The sequence below is a fragment of the Bacteroides sp. AM37-9 genome, from assembly GCF_003603455.1.
Taxonomy (GTDB): Bacteria; Bacteroidota; Bacteroidia; order Bacteroidales; family Bacteroidaceae; genus Bacteroides; species Bacteroides xylanisolvens.
This window is the reverse complement of sequence record NZ_QTNF01000050.1, coordinates 14745-34043: the sequence shown is the minus strand read 5'-3', so window position 1 is coordinate 34043 and position 19299 is coordinate 14745. Positions and strand designations below refer to the sequence as shown.

The window sequence follows — 19299 nt, the reverse complement described above, 5'->3', positions numbered from 1 at the left end:
TTGACTTTCTTATTTACCGGGCGTAAAAAATCTGTTTTTTTATATACCTTTGCTATGTAATATAAATCCTGTTTTGCTGACACAATGAAATGGCAACTTTGTAAATAGCTTCGCCCATATGGATTGTAACAATAGAGAGTTCTGCTGCTACAACTGTTTGTGATTTAACGTAAGTCACAAGTTATTTTTTTATTCTATTCAATAAACTATATAAAAGAAGCCATTACAATGAATTCGAACATATATCCTCGTTCTAATGATTTTCAGACTATTTACCTGAATACGGTGATTAAGAATCCTGCTATTATCGTAGGTGATTATACAATATACAATGACTTTGTAAATGATCCGGTTCTTTTTGAGAAGAACAATGTCTTATATCATTATCCGATTAATAAAGACCGTTTGATAATAGGAAAATTCTGCTCCATAGCCTGTGGAGCTAAGTTTCTTTTCAATAGTGCAAACCACACATTGAATTCTTTATCCAATTATACGTTTCCTATCTTTTTTGAGGAATGGAATTTAGATAAGAGAGATGTAACTTCTGCCTGGGATAATAAAGGGGATATAGTAATAGGTAATGATGTATGGATTGGATATGAAGCTGTTATTATGGCAGGAGTACATATCGGGAATGGAGCAGTCATTGCGTCGCGGGCAGTGGTTACTAAGGATGTTCCTCCTTATACAATAGTAGGCGGAACGCCAGCCAGGGAGATTCGGAAACGTTTTGATGAGCAAACGATTGCCCGATTGCAAGAATTGCAATGGTGGGATTGGAGCGTCGAAAAGATCTCCGAATGTATACCTTATATTATAGGTGGAAAGATAGAAGAATTGATGAAAAGATAAACAATGCATATATGAAATTTATAATAGAACCCGGAACTTCTGCTGATATAAATGAATTGGAAAAGCTGTATGATGAACTGAATGATTATCTGGCAGGTACGATTAGTTATCCCGGGTGGATAAAAGGTATCTATTCTATTTATTTTATCCAACGGTTTTAAATCGGGAGCCTGTTTTTCTTATAACTTTGCAGCTGATTTTAGAAAAAGAAGTTTGGAATGATAAATAAGTATGAAGCACGGCTAGGTACAGAGCGTATGTTGCCGCTCGTTTTTAAAATGGCGCTTCCCGCAGTAATAGCCCAATTCGTCAATTTGCTGTATAGCATGGTCGACCGTATTTATATCGGACATATTCCGGGTATTGGTACTGATGCGTTGGCTGGGGTAGGAGTGACGACTTCTCTTGTTATACTGATTTCTTCTTTCTCGGCGATTGTAGGAGGAGGGGGCGCGCCATTGGCAGCCATGGCACTGGGACAAGGCGACCGTCTGCGTGCCGGAAAAATTTTGGGGAATGGTTTTGTCTTATTAATACTATTCACCTTGTTCACTTCGTTCATCGCATATACCTTTATGGAACCGATTTTGCTTTTTACGGGTGCTTCGGAAAATACGTTGGAATATGCGGTTGATTATCTTTCCATCTATTTATTAGGAACTGTTTTCGTTGAAATATCTACAGGACTGAATAGCTTTATTAATGCACAGGGACGGCCGGCTATTGCCATGTACTCCGTTTTGATCGGTGCCTTATTGAATATTATTCTTGATCCTATTTTCATTTTCTGGTTTGATATGGGAGTGAAAGGAGCTGCTTTGGCTACCGTATTGTCTCAAGCATGTAGTGCGGCGTGGGTATTGAGTTTTCTCTTTTCCCGTCGTGCTTCCTTACCTTTGGAAAAGCGTAATATGCGGTTGAGCCGGAAGATTGTATTCGCCATGTTAGCTTTGGGAATATCTCCATTTATAATGGCAAGTACGGAGAGCCTGGTTGGTTTTGTATTGAATAGTAGTCTGAAAAATTTTGGAGATATTTATGTCAGCGCATTAACTATCTTGCAAAGTGCGATGCAGTTTGCAAGTGTTCCGTTAACCGGTTTTGCGCTGGGATTTGTTCCGATTATCAGTTATAATTATGGTCATGGTGATAAACAACGTGTGAAAGACTGTTTTCGTATTGTGATGATAACCATGTTTTCATTTAACCTGTTATTAATGCTACTTATGATCTTGTTTCCTACGATTGTAGCATCTGCTTTTACTAGTGATGAAAAATTGATAGAAACAGTCCGCTGGACAATGCCTGTTTTCTTGGGCGGTATGACTATCTTTGGATTACAGCGAGCCTGTCAGAATATGTTTGTAGCCTTGGGACAAGCAAAAATATCTATTTTTATTGCTTTGTTGCGTAAAGCGATTCTACTGATTCCATTAGCATTGATATTACCGCATTATATGGGAGTAACCGGTGTATATGCAGCTGAAGCTATATCTGATGCCACTGCGGCAATTTGCTGTACTTTGTTGTTCTTTTGGCAGTTCCCCAAGATTCTGGGGAAAATACAGGGGAATATTTTGCGTACAGATTAGAAACAGCCAATGTACAAAGCATTGGCTATTTTTTTTAAGTCTGCTTCTTCCTTTCCCGGAGATTGAGCGTAAGGCTGTGTTTTCGATGGTTATTGATAGGAAGAAAGAAATAACTAGATGAAGAAAACATTCATAATAGTGGCATTTCTATTCTTGTCACCTGTTCTTCTTCGGGTACGTTAGGATTGCTGTAATAATATTCAATGGATGTTCCCGAAGGTTTGTAACTGTTGGTTTTTATCCATTCCATCATCTCGTTGTACAGGACAGCCAGTTCGCTGTAAGTTCCTCTATGCAGACAGGAAACTATTTTTCTTTCCGGTATCATTATAGATCGTATATCCCCTTCACCCTGTAATTCTTTGGATGACTTTAGACCAATAATCATTTTGATATTGTGTTCCGTCAGACTTTCAAAGTTGGGATATTCAACGTAGGGGATATCGGTAGTGACTTCACCCTGTTCCTTAAATAAAGAGTCTATTTTTACAAAATTCTTCCCGATAGCTTCCGGCATTCCGTTCATTTCTGTTTGTACTTCAACAGCCAAAGCGGATTGTTTCGGTTGCTTCAATAGCATGATTTCTGAAATTTTTCCCATAATACATTGTTTTTAGAGGGTTGATAATTAATTATTTCTTGATGACCGGAATATAGATGTCGGTAATTAGTTCTGTTCTAAGGGTGGAGGCAGGGCGGTTCATATACATTTCAAAGCTAAAGGTGCTTTGAGGGCGATATTTACTTTCCGGGAACCACTCTTCATAAATAGTCCGGTAGAATTTATGCAATAAAGAGTAGTCGCCGATATGCCTGAATACAGCATAACGACCACCGGGAACTTCCATCACTCCCGGCTGGGAATCATTTTCTTTGTTATCGATTATTATCCCGAGATAGAAGCGACATTTATCCATTGGGGTGATGGACGGATCGTCCATACTAAGGCTGACAAACTTATCATTCGACTTTTCTTCATTGTGCTGCCTCGCATAGTTGGTGAGCCTATCCCATATTAACTTGTATCGGAGTTCATCCTTATACTTTTCACCCACCTCGATACAAAATACTTTCATCGGCAGAATCGACCGGATTTCAGGAGTGATAACCACATGCTGTTCGTCATACATCGGCTTATACTTCTCCCTATATTGAGAGGTTGACACTCCAAAATGTTTTTTGAAGGCTTTTGCCAGACTGAATTTAGTTTGATAGTTTGTTTGCTCCGAAATCTGATTTAATGTAAAGTCGGTGGATACTAACAGATGTGCTATATGTTCGAGGCGCAAACGTTGTATGTAGCTTCCAATATTTTCTCCGGCAACGGTTTGAAACACTCTTCTGAAGTGATATTTGGAAAGTCCGCTTATCGTACTAAGTATATCTGCATCTAAACTATCGAATAAATGATTGTTGATGTAAACGACTATATCCTGAATCTTTTGGTGATGAATATTACTGGTTTCCAACTTTTGTTTCCATCGGTTCAGTTTGGGTAACCGTTCGTTGAGTATTCGCCTAAGTTCCTCCGGCGAATAAGCGGTATCTGCATATTCATTGTACTTATCAGTGTATTTTATCCAGATATTAATCATTTCCGACATCGGAATGTCGACGATATATTTTCCGTCTTTCAGACAGTAGTAACAATATTCGTCACTTCGGGAACCGTCGGAGTTAGTACCCAGATATTTCTCTACATCAAAACGGAGAGGCATCCCGCAACTTTGACAATACCTTTTATTTATATCTGATTCAATCATCGGTTGGGTTTTCGTTTGATGGATAGAAGTCGCTCTATATCATTAAATAAACAAGTGTCCTTCAATTCGAACATGAGCCACTTTCCATCGTGGAAAGTAGTCGTCTCATCGTATACCTTTTGAGTTTCATTGGAAAAGACCTCTCGCAGAGATTCAAATTTGGCACGCTCATCTTTACCTAAAATGACCATGAAGCCAATCGTTTGTTCTTTGGCGTATAGGGCACATAGCGTTTTTCCGCCTTTGCGATATTTATATTCGTATATCCATTTTTTTCCTCCATGGTTCCATAGTTGTTCCATATTGTACTTTTGCTCGATAAGCTGGCAAAGTGAAGTCCATATATCATAAAGTTCCTTACCTATCAAGGCTTCCAGTGTTTCGGGAGTGGGAATCTGCAAAGTTTCTTTCATGGTATTCTGTATTTACTTTTGATTATCCATATCACAAAGGTAGGCTGATTTTCTAATAGATCGTTGTCCAATATAGGCATTTTGTGTGTAGCTGGTGAACAATCTGCCCGGAAATTAATTTATTTTGTAAAAGCGAAATATTGGCTGTATAACCTTTATCTTTGCATTAATTTTAAAACAAAGCCCCAATTAAAGAAAATGAAAACAATATTATTAGCAGTAGGTACGCTCTGCCTCATGGCAGGTTGCTCGTCAAAAGTGGCAAGCTCAAAAGGAATCGTTAGTGATGCAACCATGAATACGGTAACGATTGTTACTGATAAGAATGATACCCTTTCGTTCAGTACGATGGATGCAAATAAAGATGAAGTCAACGGTTTGCTTCTGAATGATACGCTGGAAGTGTTCTATACCGGAAAATATACACCGGGAATGCCGGCTTCTAAATTAGTTCAGTATCCGCAATCTCCGATTGTGGGAGGTGATCGGGATGAACATGGCTGTATCGGTTCTGCCGGATATGTATGGTGTGAAGTGCAAAAAGACTGTATCCGCTTGTTTGAGAAAGGAATCCGCACAGAAGCGGTGGACGGTAGCAATGCTTCTGTCTTCATCGTGTTTAGTCCCGACTCTACGCAACTGGAACTTTTCTTTTCCAATAATCAGCCCAATGAAATATTGGACAGACGTGGCCTGCCTTCAGGAGGTTATGCATGGAACGTGGAAGATGACGATACGAAAAATGTACGGCTAATAGATGGCTTGTGGACAATCAGCCAAAGAAATAAGTTAATTTATAGCCAAAAGGCCGGAAACTGATTTTAAAAGCTCCGGCTTTCTGACGCTCTGTTTGTAGAGTAATGTTCTAGGTAATTAAATTAATAAGTGGATATCAAAGATGCTGAATATATAAACTTCCATCATAATCTTTGTATTTAGCATCTTTGTATATATCAACCAGTTTGTTACTGTAATCAAGAATGGTATCTTTGGAGATTTGTGATAAATTTGTAGCCAAAATACCACTTCCCAAAATGCCCGGATTACATAATATACTGTCTTTTCTTATTGAATTCATTGTAAGCTCTACACCTATGTAATCCTTGATACCTGCCTTTTCCAGACTGGATACAATATAGTCGTCCAAAGATGCTTTATCATCTCCGGTCATGAATCCATACCATAATAAACACTTCATTCCTAATTGAGTAGCTTGTATCAGGACATCGAGATAGGTTACTCCTGAATCTCCTTTCTTGTCTATTTCGTAAGGATCGATATGGATGAAAGAGGATGCGGGAAGTGAAGGCAACAGTTCTATTGTGCCTTTCAGGGAGTCGGTATGATGTATTTCTACGGATGTACTTAATCCGATTTGTTTGGCATAAATGTCTACATTCTCCAGCGCACTCTTTTCTAAATCGAAGAATACGAACCTTTTTGCTTGCTTTCCTAATACATTCATTGCCAGGGCAGGAGAACCCAGATAATTTCCTTTTGCCATTTCTGTGCTTTCCAGTTGGTAATAAATGGAAGCTTTTAGAGATTTGTCATCATCTGCTTTCTCCAGGAAATGATAGATACCATATTGCTGCTCCGGAGTTTGCGTCATGAAGTAGATGGCACATGCGGAATTGGTTTCTACATATACTTGTGGGGCTTCATTTCTAAGAACTTCACAGAGTATCAGATGTTTCAGTACATCGGGTTGTTTTGCGAAATGAGTGTAAGTTGCCATGTGGGTACATCTTAATATTTATAGAACATAAAAGAACTGCAACCGCTATCCTTTTTAGGCATTCATTAATTCATGGATTTCATGAATATGCAGGTGTAAATGACTTAGATAACCTTCTATCATGTCTTGTAGCGTAACCTTTGTTCCTTCAAAATCACACCAGTAGCTATCCAGTTTTGTCTGGTCTACAGATTTTATAACCTGAATGATATGCAGGTTAAAAAACTTCCATAGTTGAATCAGGTTATTCCAATCTTCATTTTGGTAATCTTGTAATGCTATCCACAGATCATTATCCTGACGGTAATCGGGAAAGAAAAGCAAATCTTTACTGTATTGCAATCTGACCATGCGTTGGTGATTGTTTGATGCCGAATCAATCAAATGTCCGAGAATCTGTTTGATGGTACGATTTTGTTTATTACGTTTCAACGTGATCGTATCATTTTGTAGCCCGGTTAGTATTTTCTCTTCAGTTTCTATCACATGATAGATTCCTTCTGTTATTTTGGAAAAATCGACGTTTGACATACCATTCTTTTCCTTTAGGTGTTTATAGCAAAATTGCTAATGGTACAAATATAGATAAATGTGTCGATATTTATAAATTAAACGGAACTTTTCAATTCTAATTTTATCCCTCTTTCTTAAACCACCTGTAAAACCATTTACCGACCTTTTCGTAATGTCGGGTTTCGGTATCAGTATATAGCTTAGAGAAGAAAGACGTATCCAATGGCTCTCCCGACTGATTGGGATACAGCACGATAAAGCTATTGTTGGAGAAATATTTCCCGAGCTGTCTCGGTAACTTCTCAAAAGAACTGTCATACGAAAGAGTTCCTGGTCGTGCACTGATAATAACCAATAAATGATCGTAACTTACCTGTCCTGTCAATACCAGCAGGTCATTCCAGTCTTCTAAGAGAGAGAAATCGGTAAGCGTCTGTTTATGCCTTTTCTTTATCCACGCTTGTAGGCGGATGGTAGTCTTTTCATTGGCAAAGAAGTGTACGCGGCATCCAAGAGTGCTCCCCATGCGACAGAAGTGCTCCATCCAATGCGGAAAACCGGATTCATATTCGGCTTTAGGAGGGACGGCAACGACAATCCGTTTGATTGTATGGACCGGTATCAGAAATTTAGAGATAATTATTTCACAGTTTAATCCGTTCAATAAGTGTTCGGCAAGTATTCCAAAGTATGAATCTGTGATGTTTTTCTTGCGGTGCAGGCCGGTGATAATACTCGTAATCTCATTCTCCTTGACTGAATGGATAATACCGGAAGCTATATTCAAATCATACCGGGTGACCTTTTTGAGTGGTACATTTGCTTCCGTTGCTGTCATTTCAGCTTTTTCGAGATAATGTTTGCTTCGAATTCGTAGATTATCAGAGTTGTTATCGTCGTTGATGACATTTAATGCCAGGAGATTATCTTTCAATTTGGGGTCACGTATGACTAGAGAAAGATTCACCATGTCCTCGATAGTGTCCGGGTTGGCTATGGATATTAAAATCTTCTCTGTTTCTTTCGACGATTCATTTTCAGGTTGTGAATCATCCATCGCCATTTTTCTGGCTGCCCGTTCGGTAATCAGTGAACTCACTACGCAAGTGACCAGGATAAGCAAGACTGTTCCGTTTAGTACATCATCATTCAATAACCGTTCGCCGGTGGGCAGAATAATGTTGTATCCAACTAACACAGCCGCCAATGTGGCTGCCGCCTGTGCATTACTCAAACCATACATCAGATTTCGTTCAAGAACAGACATCTTATATATCTTTTGAGTGAGCCAGCAAGCAATCCATTTGCCTGTCAGCGCCATGGTTATCATCACGGCGGCAACTTTTAAGGCATCCCCCTCTCCGAAAATAACACGTAAGTTGATTAACATTCCCACTCCGATAAGGAAATAAGGAATAAAAAGTGCATTACCAACGAACTCTAAATGATCCATCAATGGAGAGACGTGGGGGATGAGCCGGTTAAGTACCAATCCTGCGAGGAAAGCTCCCAAGATACCTTCCATACCAACAAGCTCCATCAACCCTGCTCCTAGAAAGACCATCGCAAGTACGAAAATAAATTGCATCACGTTGTCATTGTACCGGTGAAAGAACCAACGACCGATGCGCGGAAAGAAATAAATGATCAGTGCCCCTAGAAAGATTACTTTTACCACCAGCCAAATCCAAAACAATCCTCCGGTTTCTCCTTTGAACAGTCCGCCTATAACAGCCAGTACCAGCAGCGTGAGTGTATCTGTTACGGCCGTTCCTCCTACGGCAATACTTACGCTACGATGGCGTGATATGCCGAAGCGGGTGACGATGGGGTAGGCCACGAGCGTATGGGAGGCATACATGCTGGCTAATAATATAGAGGTGATTACACCATATTTCAGATAAGATACATTGGCCACGAATCCAATCCCGATGGGAACGATAAAAGCCAGTAAACCGAGCACTAATGCTTTGTTTCGCGTCTCTTTGAAATCTCCCATATTCATTTCCAGACCAGCCAGGAACATGATGTAATAGAGTCCGACTTTCCCGAATAACTGAAAGCTGCTGTCTCGTACCAGGATATTAAATCCATGTTCGCCAATAGCCAGTCCTGCCAAGATCATCCCGATAATATGAGGGATGCGCAGTTTATTCAATAATATCGGAGCAAACAATATAATCAAGAGTACAAGGAGAAATATCCATGTAGGGTCGGTGATAGGGAATGTTAAATCAAGGCCAATCCAATCCATAATTTGACGAGTTCGTGATATTTGTTCCGCAAAATAACCTAAAAAAATGCTTCTAAAAAAGCATTAGTTAATAAAATTCGTCCATTTATTTTTTCTCCAGATTCATGATTGCCGGAATGAAGAATGCAAGTGTTCCTGGGACATACGTTTTTAAATATACGATGATTTTATCCGTGTGTGCGTTTTGGGGTGTATAGTGATTTTATCCGGCTCTACTTTTAGCAATAATAGTAGTGCCGGATATGTCTATTTTTCGAATCCTAAATCATGTTCTTGTATTCCTCTTGTTTTTTCTTGGGTAACTTCTTTATAACTTCTTCTACCGAGTGGCTAATCAACTCCTTTATGAGTTTATCGGGAACATCTCCTTCCAAGTAAACGGTTATCCAATGTTTCTTATCCGAAAAAGGTCCCCAAAAAATGTCTTCGTATTGTTCTATGAGCTCTTCTGATTTATCAGGATTACATTTCATATCCGCCCAGAATCTTCCGTTTTTAGGACGTAATGTAGCAAAAGTGAACATTTTATCCATAACCTTGAAAACCAAAGTATGTTCATCAAACGGCATACATTCTGTTGCTCCTTTGACTGACAGGCAATATTCTCTATAATCTTCGATATTCATGACTTCTCTCTTTTGATTCATTCAAAACACAAATATATCACTTTCTGTTCGCTTTTGAAAAATATGTTTCTATCTCAAAGTACCCGTTTCAATTTCGCCCTTATCCGGCTTAAACTTACCGGAGTTATTCCCAGATAAGAAGCAAGACATTCCAATGGTGTTCTCTGTAATAGCTCCGGATTATTTTGTATCAGCTTCATATACCGTTCGGACGCGGTGGTGAATAAGAGAGAAATAAGTCTTTCCTCTGTTTGCAGGAACTCTGATTCGGCAAACTTGCGCCCCCAGTTGGCAATATGGATATCTTCCTTGAATAATTCGTGTAAGTCTTTGCGCTTTAATAGATACAACACCGAGTTTTCCATCAGTTCCATTGACTCATACCCCTGTTGATTATTTACATAGCTTTTCAATGAGACAATGGTTGACCCTTCTTTCCCAATCCAGAACGTTACCTCTTTTCCGTCTACGGGAATATAAGCTCTGGCAATCCCTTTCTCGATGAAAAAGATATTCGTTTCAGTCTTGCCAGCCTCCAATATATGATAACCTTTGGGATATGTGACTTTTGACAGATGTTTGACCACCTTATCCGCTGAAGCCTCCGGCATCCGATATATCCTGTTTATAATCTCGTGTATATCCATATCGCATTGAATCATTATTCTGCAAAAATACAAAAAGTTATATTAGGAAAAGAAGAATTGATGATACTCTTACACCGGCGTTTCTTATCAAATGTAAAGTGAAAGCTCCGGGCATCTTGTTAATTTTGCAATCTAATATTAAAATAGAAGGATATGAATTGGATTATATTGATTATTGCCGGACTGTTTGAGGTTGGTTTTACCTTTTGCCTAGGCAAGATTAAAGGAGCGACAGGCACCGATTTTTATTTGTGGGGAGCGGGATTTGTAATCTCTGTAATCTTAAGCATGTTCCTGCTGGCAAAGGCTGCGCAAACATTGCCTATTGGCACTGCATATCCTGTTTGGACGGGGATAGGAGCGGTGGGAACCGTATTGAACGGTATCCTGTTCTTTCATGAACCGGCAACTTTGGGTCGTTTGTTTTTTATGACGACTCTGATTATTTCAATCGTAGGGTTGAAACTGATATAATCAGACGAATAGGATTTAGTTTTAATAGATGGAAAAGTGTAATAAGGACTTTTTCAGTGTAAGTCATATATTGTTGAAAAGATTCCATCCGGTATAATATTGAGGAAGTTTGGAATTGACGAGGTCGATTATGTAATATATGCTTTCGTAATTCTGCGATTATTAGGCATTTATAAGAAGTCGTTTTGATGGGAAAAAGTTTGGTTTCTAAAATAAATGTATATATTTGCAGAATGTGGGACGCATCTCGTCCGGATTCGAAACTAAACTAAAATTCTATTTACTGTTATCTATTAAACATGAAATCCACTGATTCTGAACCTCAAGGGGGCGGTATGGAACTGGAACAGTACCGTACCAGCCTCGAACAGATGGTTGAAGAGAAATCTAAAGACTTGATCGCTATTCAGGAGAATCTCGAAGCAACCAACCGACGGCAGGCATTATTTATCAAGGTACTGCAAATTTTGCAATTGGAACCGGATATACCTACTGCTATGAATATGGCACTGGCCGAAATTGGCCGTTATACTGGTGTCGACCGTTTGGCGACATGGGAAAACCACCTCGACGGAGTTACGTATGGCTGCACCAACGAATGGTGCAACGACGGTATAGAACCCGCTATCGATTACTTGCGGAGTATGACCATTGAAGCGGGAAAACCCTGGTTCGACATGCTGGAAGAAAACCATATCATTTGTACGTCCGATATTTATTCGCTTGATCCCTTTATTACTCAAATGCTCGAAGTGCAAGGCGTAAAAGCCATTGCTGTTTTTCCCCTGTCACAATTGGGAGTACATTTCGGCTTTCTTTCGTTCAACTTTTGCTGGAACAAACAATGGGATGAAAAAGATGTGGAACTGATGAGCCAGATATCGCAAATTGTATCTACTGCTACTAAACGCTGGCAAGTTGAAACATCGCTGCAACAGTCGCAGCGAACCATGCAAAAGGTATTGGACAATATCAATGCCAATATTTTTGTGAGTGATTACGATACGTTGAAAGTGATTTTTGCCAATAAGCCTTTCAGGGAAGAAGCAGGAGAAGTTCCGGAAAATGCGGAATGTTGGAGAATGTTGAATGCAGGTCTGGAAAATGGGTGTAAACACTGCCCGAAGCCGAAGTTGCTCGATGCCAACCGTAAGTTTACAGGCGTTCATTTTTGGGAAGACTACAATCCGGTCACCAAACGTTGGTATACCATCCAGAGCATGGCAATAAAATGGCTCGACGGACGTTGGGCAATCATGGAACTGGCTACCGATATCACCACCCGCAAACAGGTGGAACTAGAGCTGATTCAAGCTAAAGAAAAAGCGGAAGAATCGGACAGGCTCAAATCAGCATTCCTTGCCAATATGAGCCATGAAATACGTACTCCTTTGAATGCCATCGTCGGTTTTTCCAGTCTGCTTGCCGAAACCGATGAGGCGGAGCTGCGTCATGTATATATGTCTTTAGTGCAGGAGAACAATGAGCTGTTGCTCAACCTTATTTCCGACATTCTGGACATCTCCAAAATCGAAGCCGGTATGATAGATCTTGTTATGGGACGGGTGGATGTACCACAACTTTGCCGGGAAGTGATTGCTACCTTCTCACACAAAAAACGTGACACTGCGGTCGAACTGCGGTTTGATGAAAATTCACCGCAGATTGTGATTGATGCTGATAAAAACCGAATCATGCAAGTACTCTCTAATTTTCTGACTAATGCCTTGAAGTTTACGACTAAAGGCTCAATCACACTTTCCTATTCATTGGAAGATGAGAGTCAGGTGCGTTTTTGTGTAACGGATACGGGCAAAGGGATTCCCGATGAACAAAAACATGAAATATTTAATCGTTTTGTAAAATTAGACTCATTTGTACAAGGTGCCGGATTGGGATTATCCATCTGTCAAAGCCTGGTCAATAGGATGGGCGGAAAGATTGGAGTCGAATCCCGTGAGGGGGAAGGGTCGTGCTTCTGGTTCACTCATCCGTATGTTCCCGGTGCTTAACCAAAAAAAAGAGATTGCATATTGAAGCAAACTACGTATATTGTTCCGCAAAGTACGGGACGAACAAAAAACAATAGTTTTCTTGAGAGAGGTGTCTGCAAACTAAAATAACCCATATTTTGTTGTCTTTATACAGTATTGAGTTTTTAGCAAATAAATATATAAATAATGATGAAGATGACAAAGAACTTATTGCTAGGGATTGCTGCCGTATGTGGCAGCACTTTTCAGGCTGTAGCTTGTACGGGAATCTCGCTGACATCCCGTGACGGCAGTTATGTGCAGGCCCGTACGATTGAATGGGCGCGCGGTGTGTTGCAAAGCGAGTATGTGATTATTCCACGTGGTCAACAGCTCACGTCATTCACTCCTACGGGTGTCAATGGACTAACGTTTACGGCAAAATATGGAGTGGTCGGTCTGGCTGTTGTACAAAAAGAGTTTATTGCCGAAGGAATCAATGAGGCAGGACTTTCGGCTGGACTATTTTTCTTTCCTCATTATGGGGGATATGAAACGTATGATGCTGCACAGAACCAGCGGACACTGGCAGACCTTCAAGTGACGGAGTGGCTGTTGTCGCAGTTTTCCACTATTGACGAGGTGAAGGCAGCCCTTTCTTCTGTACGTGTTGTAGGACTGGAAAAGACAGCGGTAGTACATTGGCGTATCGGTGAACCGTCGGGGCGTCAGGTTGTATTGGAAATTGTAGGTGGCGTACCGCATTTTTATGAGAATACAGTAGGAGTGTTGACGAATGCCCCCGGTTTTGAATGGCAACTCACTAATTTGAACAACTACGTCAATCTTCATCCGGGTGACGCTTCCATGCAAAAATTGAGTGGTATTACATTGCAACCTACTGGTGGCAACTCCGGTTTTCTCGGTATTCCGGGTGATGCCACGCCTCCTTCGCGGTTTGTACGTGCTGCTTTTTATAGGGGGACAGCTCCGCAACGAGCTACAGGCTTTGATACCGTGCAGCAATGTTTCCACTTGCTTAATAATTTTGATATTCCTATTGGTATAGAACATTCGCAGGGTGATATTCCGGATATTCCCAGTGCTACGCAATGGACCTCGGCTATCGACCTCACGAACCGGAAGGTTTATTATAAAACGGCCTATAACAATTCGATACGTTGCATCGATTTGAAGGCTATTGATTTCTCAAAGGTAAAATATCAATCACATCCGTTGGATAAGATACAGGAGCAGCCGGTTGAAATGGTTAAGATTCCTCGGTAAAATACGGAACGGTATGGAGGTGCTCTTGTATAATAGTTGCTCGCATTAAGAATGTTTTCAAATAAATGTTGGTGACGTTTTACCCTCACACCCTCACCCTTTGTGCTCAATCCATTTATTCATCGGGGTTACAGGTGTGAGGGTAAAGGTGAGAGTAGGTGAGGGTAACTTTTTACTCTCACTCTGTCTCGTCCTGATTTGAGTTGACCAATCTTATTCCGTTTTCACACTAACTTCTTTATTCTTACCATAATATCCACTTCCCGGCACATAAATCGGCTGCATGGCTCCACCCATATTTTTCAATTTACCCTCGTCGCGCAGACGTCGGATATGTCGCATGGCTGTACTTCTTGCCATTCCGCAAAGATATTGGAAGTCATGTCTTCGCATAAATGGATGAGTACGGAAGTACTGAGTCAGTTGCAGGTCAATTTCTTCGTTTGTCAGTTGGGTGAAATCCAGTCCTCCTTTGAGGCTTTTCACTTTAAGCACACCGAACTCGTTTTTCAATGTCTGGTCGGCACGAAACTGAATGGCCTTTAGCTTCACTTTGGTCACTTTCCGTTTTGTGTCTACCGTTACAGGTTCCGTGGTTGTCAGGCAGGGATGGAAATAACCGATGCCGTCCAGATGAACTTGGCGTCCTTCCGCCAATTCCTGTCCCATGATGTGCGAAAGCGCATCAAGTACGGCTGTGACGTCTGTTTCTGTCAGTGAACAACGTTCTTGAATACGTCGGCGCAGTACGTCGGTCCCTGTGGAACCGTTGTATTTGATGCGCGGATGCAGGGTGTTTCCGTTTTCTCCCTGCTGTTTGTTTGAAGGCTTCGGGTCTTCATACCAATCGAATAATATTGCCATAGCTCTATATTTGTTTTAAATGAACTGTTCTTGTTATGTATTCTCTTAGATAGTAATACATTAATGCTTAATGTTTCTTTTGTTAAGCTCTAATGCTTTGCAAGGGCTCACCCATGTGAACAAGGCTGTTTACGTCTGTAGACGTTTTTATTTACAATTGATAGCCTGTTTGTTCACACGGGTGAGCCCTTGACAACTACTAAGCAAAGATACATAAATAATAAGGCAAATGCAAATAATATGCAGGTATTTATCGGATAAAATGCTTGTTTACCGGAAGATAAAAGCGTATCTTTACAGGAATTAAATAGGTAGATGTAATTGTAGAAAAAATAGACAAAAATAGGATGAAAATTACTTTAATCAGACAAGACAACGGGAGCGGAAAAGAGACTCTTAGCGTTTGTGAGGCAGGCACATTATTCGACAAGATGAAAACGGAAACAAAGGCGGGGCATATCACGGCTTTGCGGGGAATCATACCATTGCTGGAAGGTACGTATGCCCGATACGAACATATTGATAAATTGCCATACATCTATTCTGCTGTGGAATATACCCGTACCAAAGAGGGCGAACGGAAGATGAAGCGGTATAACGGATTGGTACAGTTGGAAGTGAGTAGGCTGGCGAGCGGCTCGGAAGTGGAATTTGTGAAGCGACAAGCGGCGCTTTTGCCACAGACTTTTGCTACTTTTGGTGGTTCGAGCGGGCGTAGTGTGAAGATATGGGTGCGCTTCGCTTTGCCGGATGACGGAGGATTGCCGACCAAGGAAGCGGAGGCGGAATTATTTCATGTTCATGCTTATTGGCTGGCTGTGAAATGTTATCAGCCGATGTTGCCTTTCGATATTGACTTGAAAGAACCGGTTTTGGCACAGAGATGCCGTATGACGCTGGACGAATCTCCTTATTATAATCCGGATGCGGTGCCGTTCTGCTTGGAACAACCGCTTATGATGCCGGGAGAAGAGACTTTCCGTCAGCGGAAACTGGGAGAGAAAAATCCGTTATTACGGTTGCAGCCGGGATATGAGTCGGCGCAAACATTCACGAAGATTTATGAAGCGGCCTTGAACAGGGCACTTCAGGAAATGGAGGATTGGAAACGTGGGGACGACTTGCAGCCTTTATTGGTTCGCCTTGCCGAGCATTGTTTCAAAGCGGGGCTTCCCGAAGAGGAAGCGATACGACAGACGATGATTCATTATTATCGCGAGGAAGAAGAGCAGGTGATCCGTTCGATACTGCATAATCTTTATCAGGAGTGTAAGGGATTCGGCAAGAAAAGCAGTATCAATAAAGAGCAGGAGACGGCTTTTCTGTTGGAAGAGTTTATGAAACGTCGGTATGAATTCCGTTACAATACGGTGCAGGACGATTTGGAATATCGGCAACGCGATTCTGTTCACTTTTGCTTTAAGCCGGTGGATAAACGGGTGCGCAACAGTATTGCGATCAATGCTTTGAAGGAAGGCATCAGTGCGTGGGACCGTGATGTGGATCGTTTTCTGAATTCGGAATGTGTTCCTTTGTATAATCCTGTGGAGGAATATCTTTATGAGACAGGTCGCTGGGACGGGAAGGATCGTATCCGTGCATTGGCTGGTCTGGTGCCTTGTGATAATCCGCATTGGCAGGAATTATTTTACCGCTGGTTTCTTAGTATGGTGGCGCATTGGAGGGGAGTCGATCGGCAGCATGGTAATAATACTTCGCCTTTGCTGGTTGGTTCGCAGGGGTATCGTAAGTCTACATTCTGTCGCATTATTCTGCCGCCGGAGTTGCGTTTCGGCTATACGGACAGTATTGATTTTAAAAGTAAACAGGAGGCGGAACGCTATTTGGGACGTTTTTTTCTGATAAATATTGATGAGTTCGATCAGATTAATGTCAGTCAGCAGGGGTTCTTGAAGCATTTGTTGCAGAAGCCTGTGGCGAATCTGCGCAAACCATACGGTAATACGATTCGGGAAATGAGGCGTTATGCTTCTTTTATCGGTACCAGCAATCAGAAAGATTTGCTTACCGATCCTAGCGGTAGCCGCCGTTTTATTTGCATCGAGGTGACGGCTCCTATTCAAACGAACGTTACCATCAATTACAAACAGCTGTATGCTCAAGCAATGGAGGCGATTTATAAAGGGGAACGTTATTGGCTGAATGATGAGGATGAAAACATATTAAAACAGACTAACCGTGAGTTTGAACAGGTGAGTCCGCTGGAACAGCTGTTCCACTGCTATCTTAATCCCGTAGAAGAGGAAATGGAAGGCGAATGGCTGACTGCCATGCAGATTTTGAATTATTTACAGACGAAAACACGGGATAAACTGGCTATTAATAAGGTAGGACAGTTTGGGCGTGCACTTCAAAAACTGAATATTCCTTGCCGTAAGTCTCGTAAAGGGACGCTTTATCATTTGATGAAAGTAGAGTAATTGATAAAGGTGGTGTGAAAGGGGGCTTTGTCAACCCAATCAGGACGAGACAGGGTGAGGGTAAAAAGTTACCCTCACCTACCCTCACTCTTACCCTCATCACTGAAAGGATGATGAATAGGGGGATGCAGGGAAAGTGTGAGGGTGTGAGAGTAAATCATGTATAAAAAATAATTGGATATTGAATCGGATGGTAAAGAATTGTGTGGCGGTCGGCAGTCCTTGCCGGGTGATAAAGTATATTGAGAACGATTGATTGTATGGAGGAGTGGGAGGGGGATTGTCTTTTCTACGTAAAAACAGCAATTTTCGGGTCGTTTATCAGTGATGCGTGTAGTAATTTTGCGGCATTGGAAATGAGAGTGCGAGTGTAAAAACGAAAATATTATTAGCTGTTATTTCAACTGTAAATATAATAAACGTATCTTTGGAAGTATGGAAGATAAAACGAATGTAATTAAGATACAGCGTTATCATTCTCCTTGTGGTGATTTGATGCTTGGCTCGTTTGAGGATAAGCTTTGTCTTTGTGACTGGGCGGCTGAAAGTCATAGGGATATCGTAGACAGGAGATTGCGGAAAGTGCTGAAAGCTGGTTATGAGAAAAGTACATCAGATGTGATACTGGAGGCGATGAGCCAGTTGGATGAATATTTCAATGGCGAGCGGACTGTGTTTGAGGTGCCTTTGCTTTTTGTTGGTACGGAGTTTCAGAAGAGTGTATGGTATAAGTTGTTGGAGATTCCATACGGTTCGACTGTGTCATACGGTGAGCTGGCAAAACAACTCGATTTGCCGAAAGCTGTCCGTGCTGTTGCTGCCGCTAACGGGGCGAACGCTATTTCTATTTTTGCTCCGTGCCATCGTGTCATCGGCAGCAACCACTCTCTTGTGGGATATGGTGGCGGGCTTCCTGCTAAAAAGCGGTTGCTGGATTTGGAATTAAATGGCAAACCTCTGTTATGAATGAGCAAAAAACGCTTGACTATGCACGCATTGCACAGGCAATCGGGTATATAAGGGAGAATTTTAAAAGGCAACCGGGATTGGATGAGATTGCCGGGGAGGTGGCGTTGAGTACGGCGCATTTCCAACGTATGTTTACGGAGTGGGCGGGAGTTAGCCCTAAGAAGTTCTTGCAATATACTAGTATTGAATATGCCAAGAGAATCTTGAATGAAACTCATGCGTCTTTATTCGATGCGGCACAGGAAACAGGGCTTTCCGGTACGGGCAGATTGTATGACTTGTTTGTAAATATAGAAGGGATGACGCCGGGCGAATATAAAAACGGAGGTGAAAGTCTTTCTATCAATTACAGTTTTGCCAAAAGTCCTTTCGGTGAAATCTTCATTGCGTCTACCGATAAAGGTATTTGTTGTATGGAGTTTGCAGACGAACATGACGCGGCTTTTAACTCTTTACGGAAGAAGTTTCCTAATGCAAAGTTTACCTCGATTGTGGATGAAGTGCAGCAAAATGCTTTATTTATCTTCACGCAGGACTGGAGTAAACTCAAAGAAATAAAATTGCATCTGAAAGGTACCGACTTTCAACTAAAGGTATGGGAAACCTTACTGAAAATTCCTGTCGGTGGATTGACTACTTACGGAGATATAGCCGCAGGAATCAATAATCCGAGAGCTTGTCGGGCTGTTGGAACGGCTGTTGGTGAGAATCCCGTAGCTTTCCTTATTCCGTGTCATCGGGTCATTCGTGCTTCCGGTGAGTTGGGAAATTACCATTGGGGAGAGATTCGCAAGACTGCAATGATTGGTTGGGAGGCTGCAAAAGGTGAGGTAAAGAGGGGATTATAGGAAAGAATGAAGGTGATTTTAGTTCACATTCTTTTTAGTGCA

At 41.4% G+C, this 19299-nt stretch carries 18 protein-coding genes and 1 pseudogene; 10 read left to right on the top strand and 9 right to left on the bottom strand.

The features are described from left to right. Positions 1-228 precede the first annotated feature (228 nt). From DW862_RS23775 to DW862_RS23765, 3 genes and pseudogenes are all read left to right on the top strand, one after another. The gene (locus DW862_RS23775; protein ID WP_120070859.1) at positions 229-855 is read left to right on the top strand and encodes a CatB-related O-acetyltransferase; all 627 of its coding nucleotides are present in this window, start codon (positions 229-231) and stop codon (positions 853-855) included. Positions 856-866: 11 nt separating this feature from the next. Further along, positions 867-995: pseudogene (locus DW862_RS23770) on the top strand (GNAT family N-acetyltransferase); the annotation flags it as partial. A 78-nt stretch (positions 996-1073) separates the two neighbouring features. Then, entirely contained in the window at positions 1074-2447 is a 1374-nt protein-coding gene (locus tag DW862_RS23765; RefSeq protein ID WP_120070855.1) for an MATE family efflux transporter, read from the top strand. 130 nt (positions 2448-2577) lie between these two features. On the opposite strand, the gene DW862_RS23760 is transcribed toward DW862_RS23765, so the two are convergent. From DW862_RS23760 to DW862_RS23750, 3 genes are read right to left on the bottom strand one after another with little or no spacing between them, the layout of a single operon-like run. Next, positions 2578-3048, bottom strand: coding sequence for a GyrI-like domain-containing protein (locus DW862_RS23760; RefSeq protein ID WP_120070852.1), 471 nt, complete (start codon positions 3046-3048; stop codon positions 2578-2580). A 31-nt stretch (positions 3049-3079) separates the two neighbouring features. Next, on the bottom strand, positions 3080-4210 hold the full coding sequence (locus tag DW862_RS23755) for a GyrI-like domain-containing protein (RefSeq protein ID WP_120070849.1): 1131 nt from the start codon (positions 4208-4210) through the stop codon (positions 3080-3082). Continuing rightward, positions 4207-4623: a DUF3788 domain-containing protein gene (locus DW862_RS23750; protein WP_120070847.1), complete on the bottom strand. Its 417-nt coding sequence runs from the start codon at positions 4621-4623 to the stop codon at positions 4207-4209. Before DW862_RS23750 ends, DW862_RS23755 begins: the two co-directional genes overlap by 4 nt. Before the next feature lie 198 nt (positions 4624-4821). Here DW862_RS23750 and DW862_RS23745 point away from each other — a divergent pair, with 198 nt between their 5' ends. Next, the gene (locus DW862_RS23745) at positions 4822-5442 is read left to right on the top strand and encodes a hypothetical protein (RefSeq protein ID WP_120070844.1); all 621 of its coding nucleotides are present in this window, start codon (positions 4822-4824) and stop codon (positions 5440-5442) included. 73 nt (positions 5443-5515) lie between these two features. Here DW862_RS23745 and DW862_RS23740 read toward each other — a convergent pair whose 3' ends face one another. The 5 genes from DW862_RS23740 to DW862_RS23720 form a co-directional block, all read right to left on the bottom strand. Further along, positions 5516-6361 carry a 23S rRNA (adenine(2030)-N(6))-methyltransferase RlmJ gene (locus tag DW862_RS23740; RefSeq protein WP_120070841.1) on the bottom strand — a complete coding sequence of 282 codons (846 nt, stop codon included), beginning with the start codon at positions 6359-6361 and terminating at the stop codon, positions 5516-5518. 54 nt (positions 6362-6415) lie between these two features. Then, positions 6416-6892: a DinB family protein gene (locus tag DW862_RS23735; RefSeq protein WP_004299152.1), complete on the bottom strand. Its 477-nt coding sequence runs from the start codon at positions 6890-6892 to the stop codon at positions 6416-6418. 103 nt (positions 6893-6995) lie between these two features. Next, on the bottom strand, positions 6996-9128 hold the full coding sequence (locus DW862_RS23730; RefSeq protein ID WP_004323542.1) for a cation:proton antiporter: 2133 nt from the start codon (positions 9126-9128) through the stop codon (positions 6996-6998). A gap of 260 nt (positions 9129-9388) precedes the next feature. After that, positions 9389-9754: an MmcQ/YjbR family DNA-binding protein gene (locus tag DW862_RS23725; RefSeq protein WP_004306433.1), complete on the bottom strand. Its 366-nt coding sequence runs from the start codon at positions 9752-9754 to the stop codon at positions 9389-9391. A gap of 74 nt (positions 9755-9828) precedes the next feature. Further along, positions 9829-10401: a Crp/Fnr family transcriptional regulator gene (locus DW862_RS23720; RefSeq protein ID WP_004323541.1), complete on the bottom strand. Its 573-nt coding sequence runs from the start codon at positions 10399-10401 to the stop codon at positions 9829-9831. Between the two features lie 153 nt (positions 10402-10554). Between DW862_RS23720 and DW862_RS23715 the strand changes: the two genes are divergently transcribed. From DW862_RS23715 to DW862_RS23705, 3 genes are all read left to right on the top strand, one after another. Next, entirely contained in the window at positions 10555-10875 is a 321-nt protein-coding gene (locus DW862_RS23715) for a multidrug efflux SMR transporter (protein WP_004323540.1), read from the top strand. Between the two features lie 299 nt (positions 10876-11174). After that, positions 11175-12887, top strand: a complete 1713-nt coding sequence (locus DW862_RS23710; RefSeq protein WP_004323539.1) for a GAF domain-containing sensor histidine kinase — start codon at positions 11175-11177, stop codon at positions 12885-12887. A 168-nt stretch (positions 12888-13055) separates the two neighbouring features. After that, positions 13056-14135 carry a linear amide C-N hydrolase gene (locus DW862_RS23705; RefSeq protein WP_004309081.1) on the top strand — a complete coding sequence of 360 codons (1080 nt, stop codon included), beginning with the start codon at positions 13056-13058 and terminating at the stop codon, positions 14133-14135. A gap of 213 nt (positions 14136-14348) precedes the next feature. Here the strand turns inward: DW862_RS23705 and DW862_RS23700 are convergent, their stop codons facing one another. Then, complete coding sequence (locus DW862_RS23700; protein WP_004309082.1) at positions 14349-14999, bottom strand: HU family DNA-binding protein; 651 nt, start codon at positions 14997-14999, stop codon at positions 14349-14351. 347 nt (positions 15000-15346) lie between these two features. Between DW862_RS23700 and DW862_RS23695 the strand changes: the two genes are divergently transcribed. The 3 genes from DW862_RS23695 to DW862_RS23685 all read left to right on the top strand — a co-directional run bounded on the left by DW862_RS23695 (position 15347) and on the right by DW862_RS23685 (position 19257). Then, entirely contained in the window at positions 15347-17440 is a 2094-nt protein-coding gene (locus DW862_RS23695) for a BT4734/BF3469 family protein (RefSeq protein ID WP_117684734.1), read from the top strand. Between the two features lie 435 nt (positions 17441-17875). Then, a complete protein-coding gene (locus tag DW862_RS23690; protein ID WP_004306441.1) occupies positions 17876-18406 on the top strand; it encodes a methylated-DNA--[protein]-cysteine S-methyltransferase in 531 nt (176 codons plus the stop codon). Further along, complete coding sequence (locus DW862_RS23685; protein ID WP_008640762.1) at positions 18403-19257, top strand: bifunctional helix-turn-helix domain-containing protein/methylated-DNA--[protein]-cysteine S-methyltransferase; 855 nt, start codon at positions 18403-18405, stop codon at positions 19255-19257. The genes DW862_RS23690 and DW862_RS23685 overlap by 4 nt, the downstream gene beginning before the upstream one ends. The last annotated feature ends 42 nt before the right edge of the window (positions 19258-19299 follow it).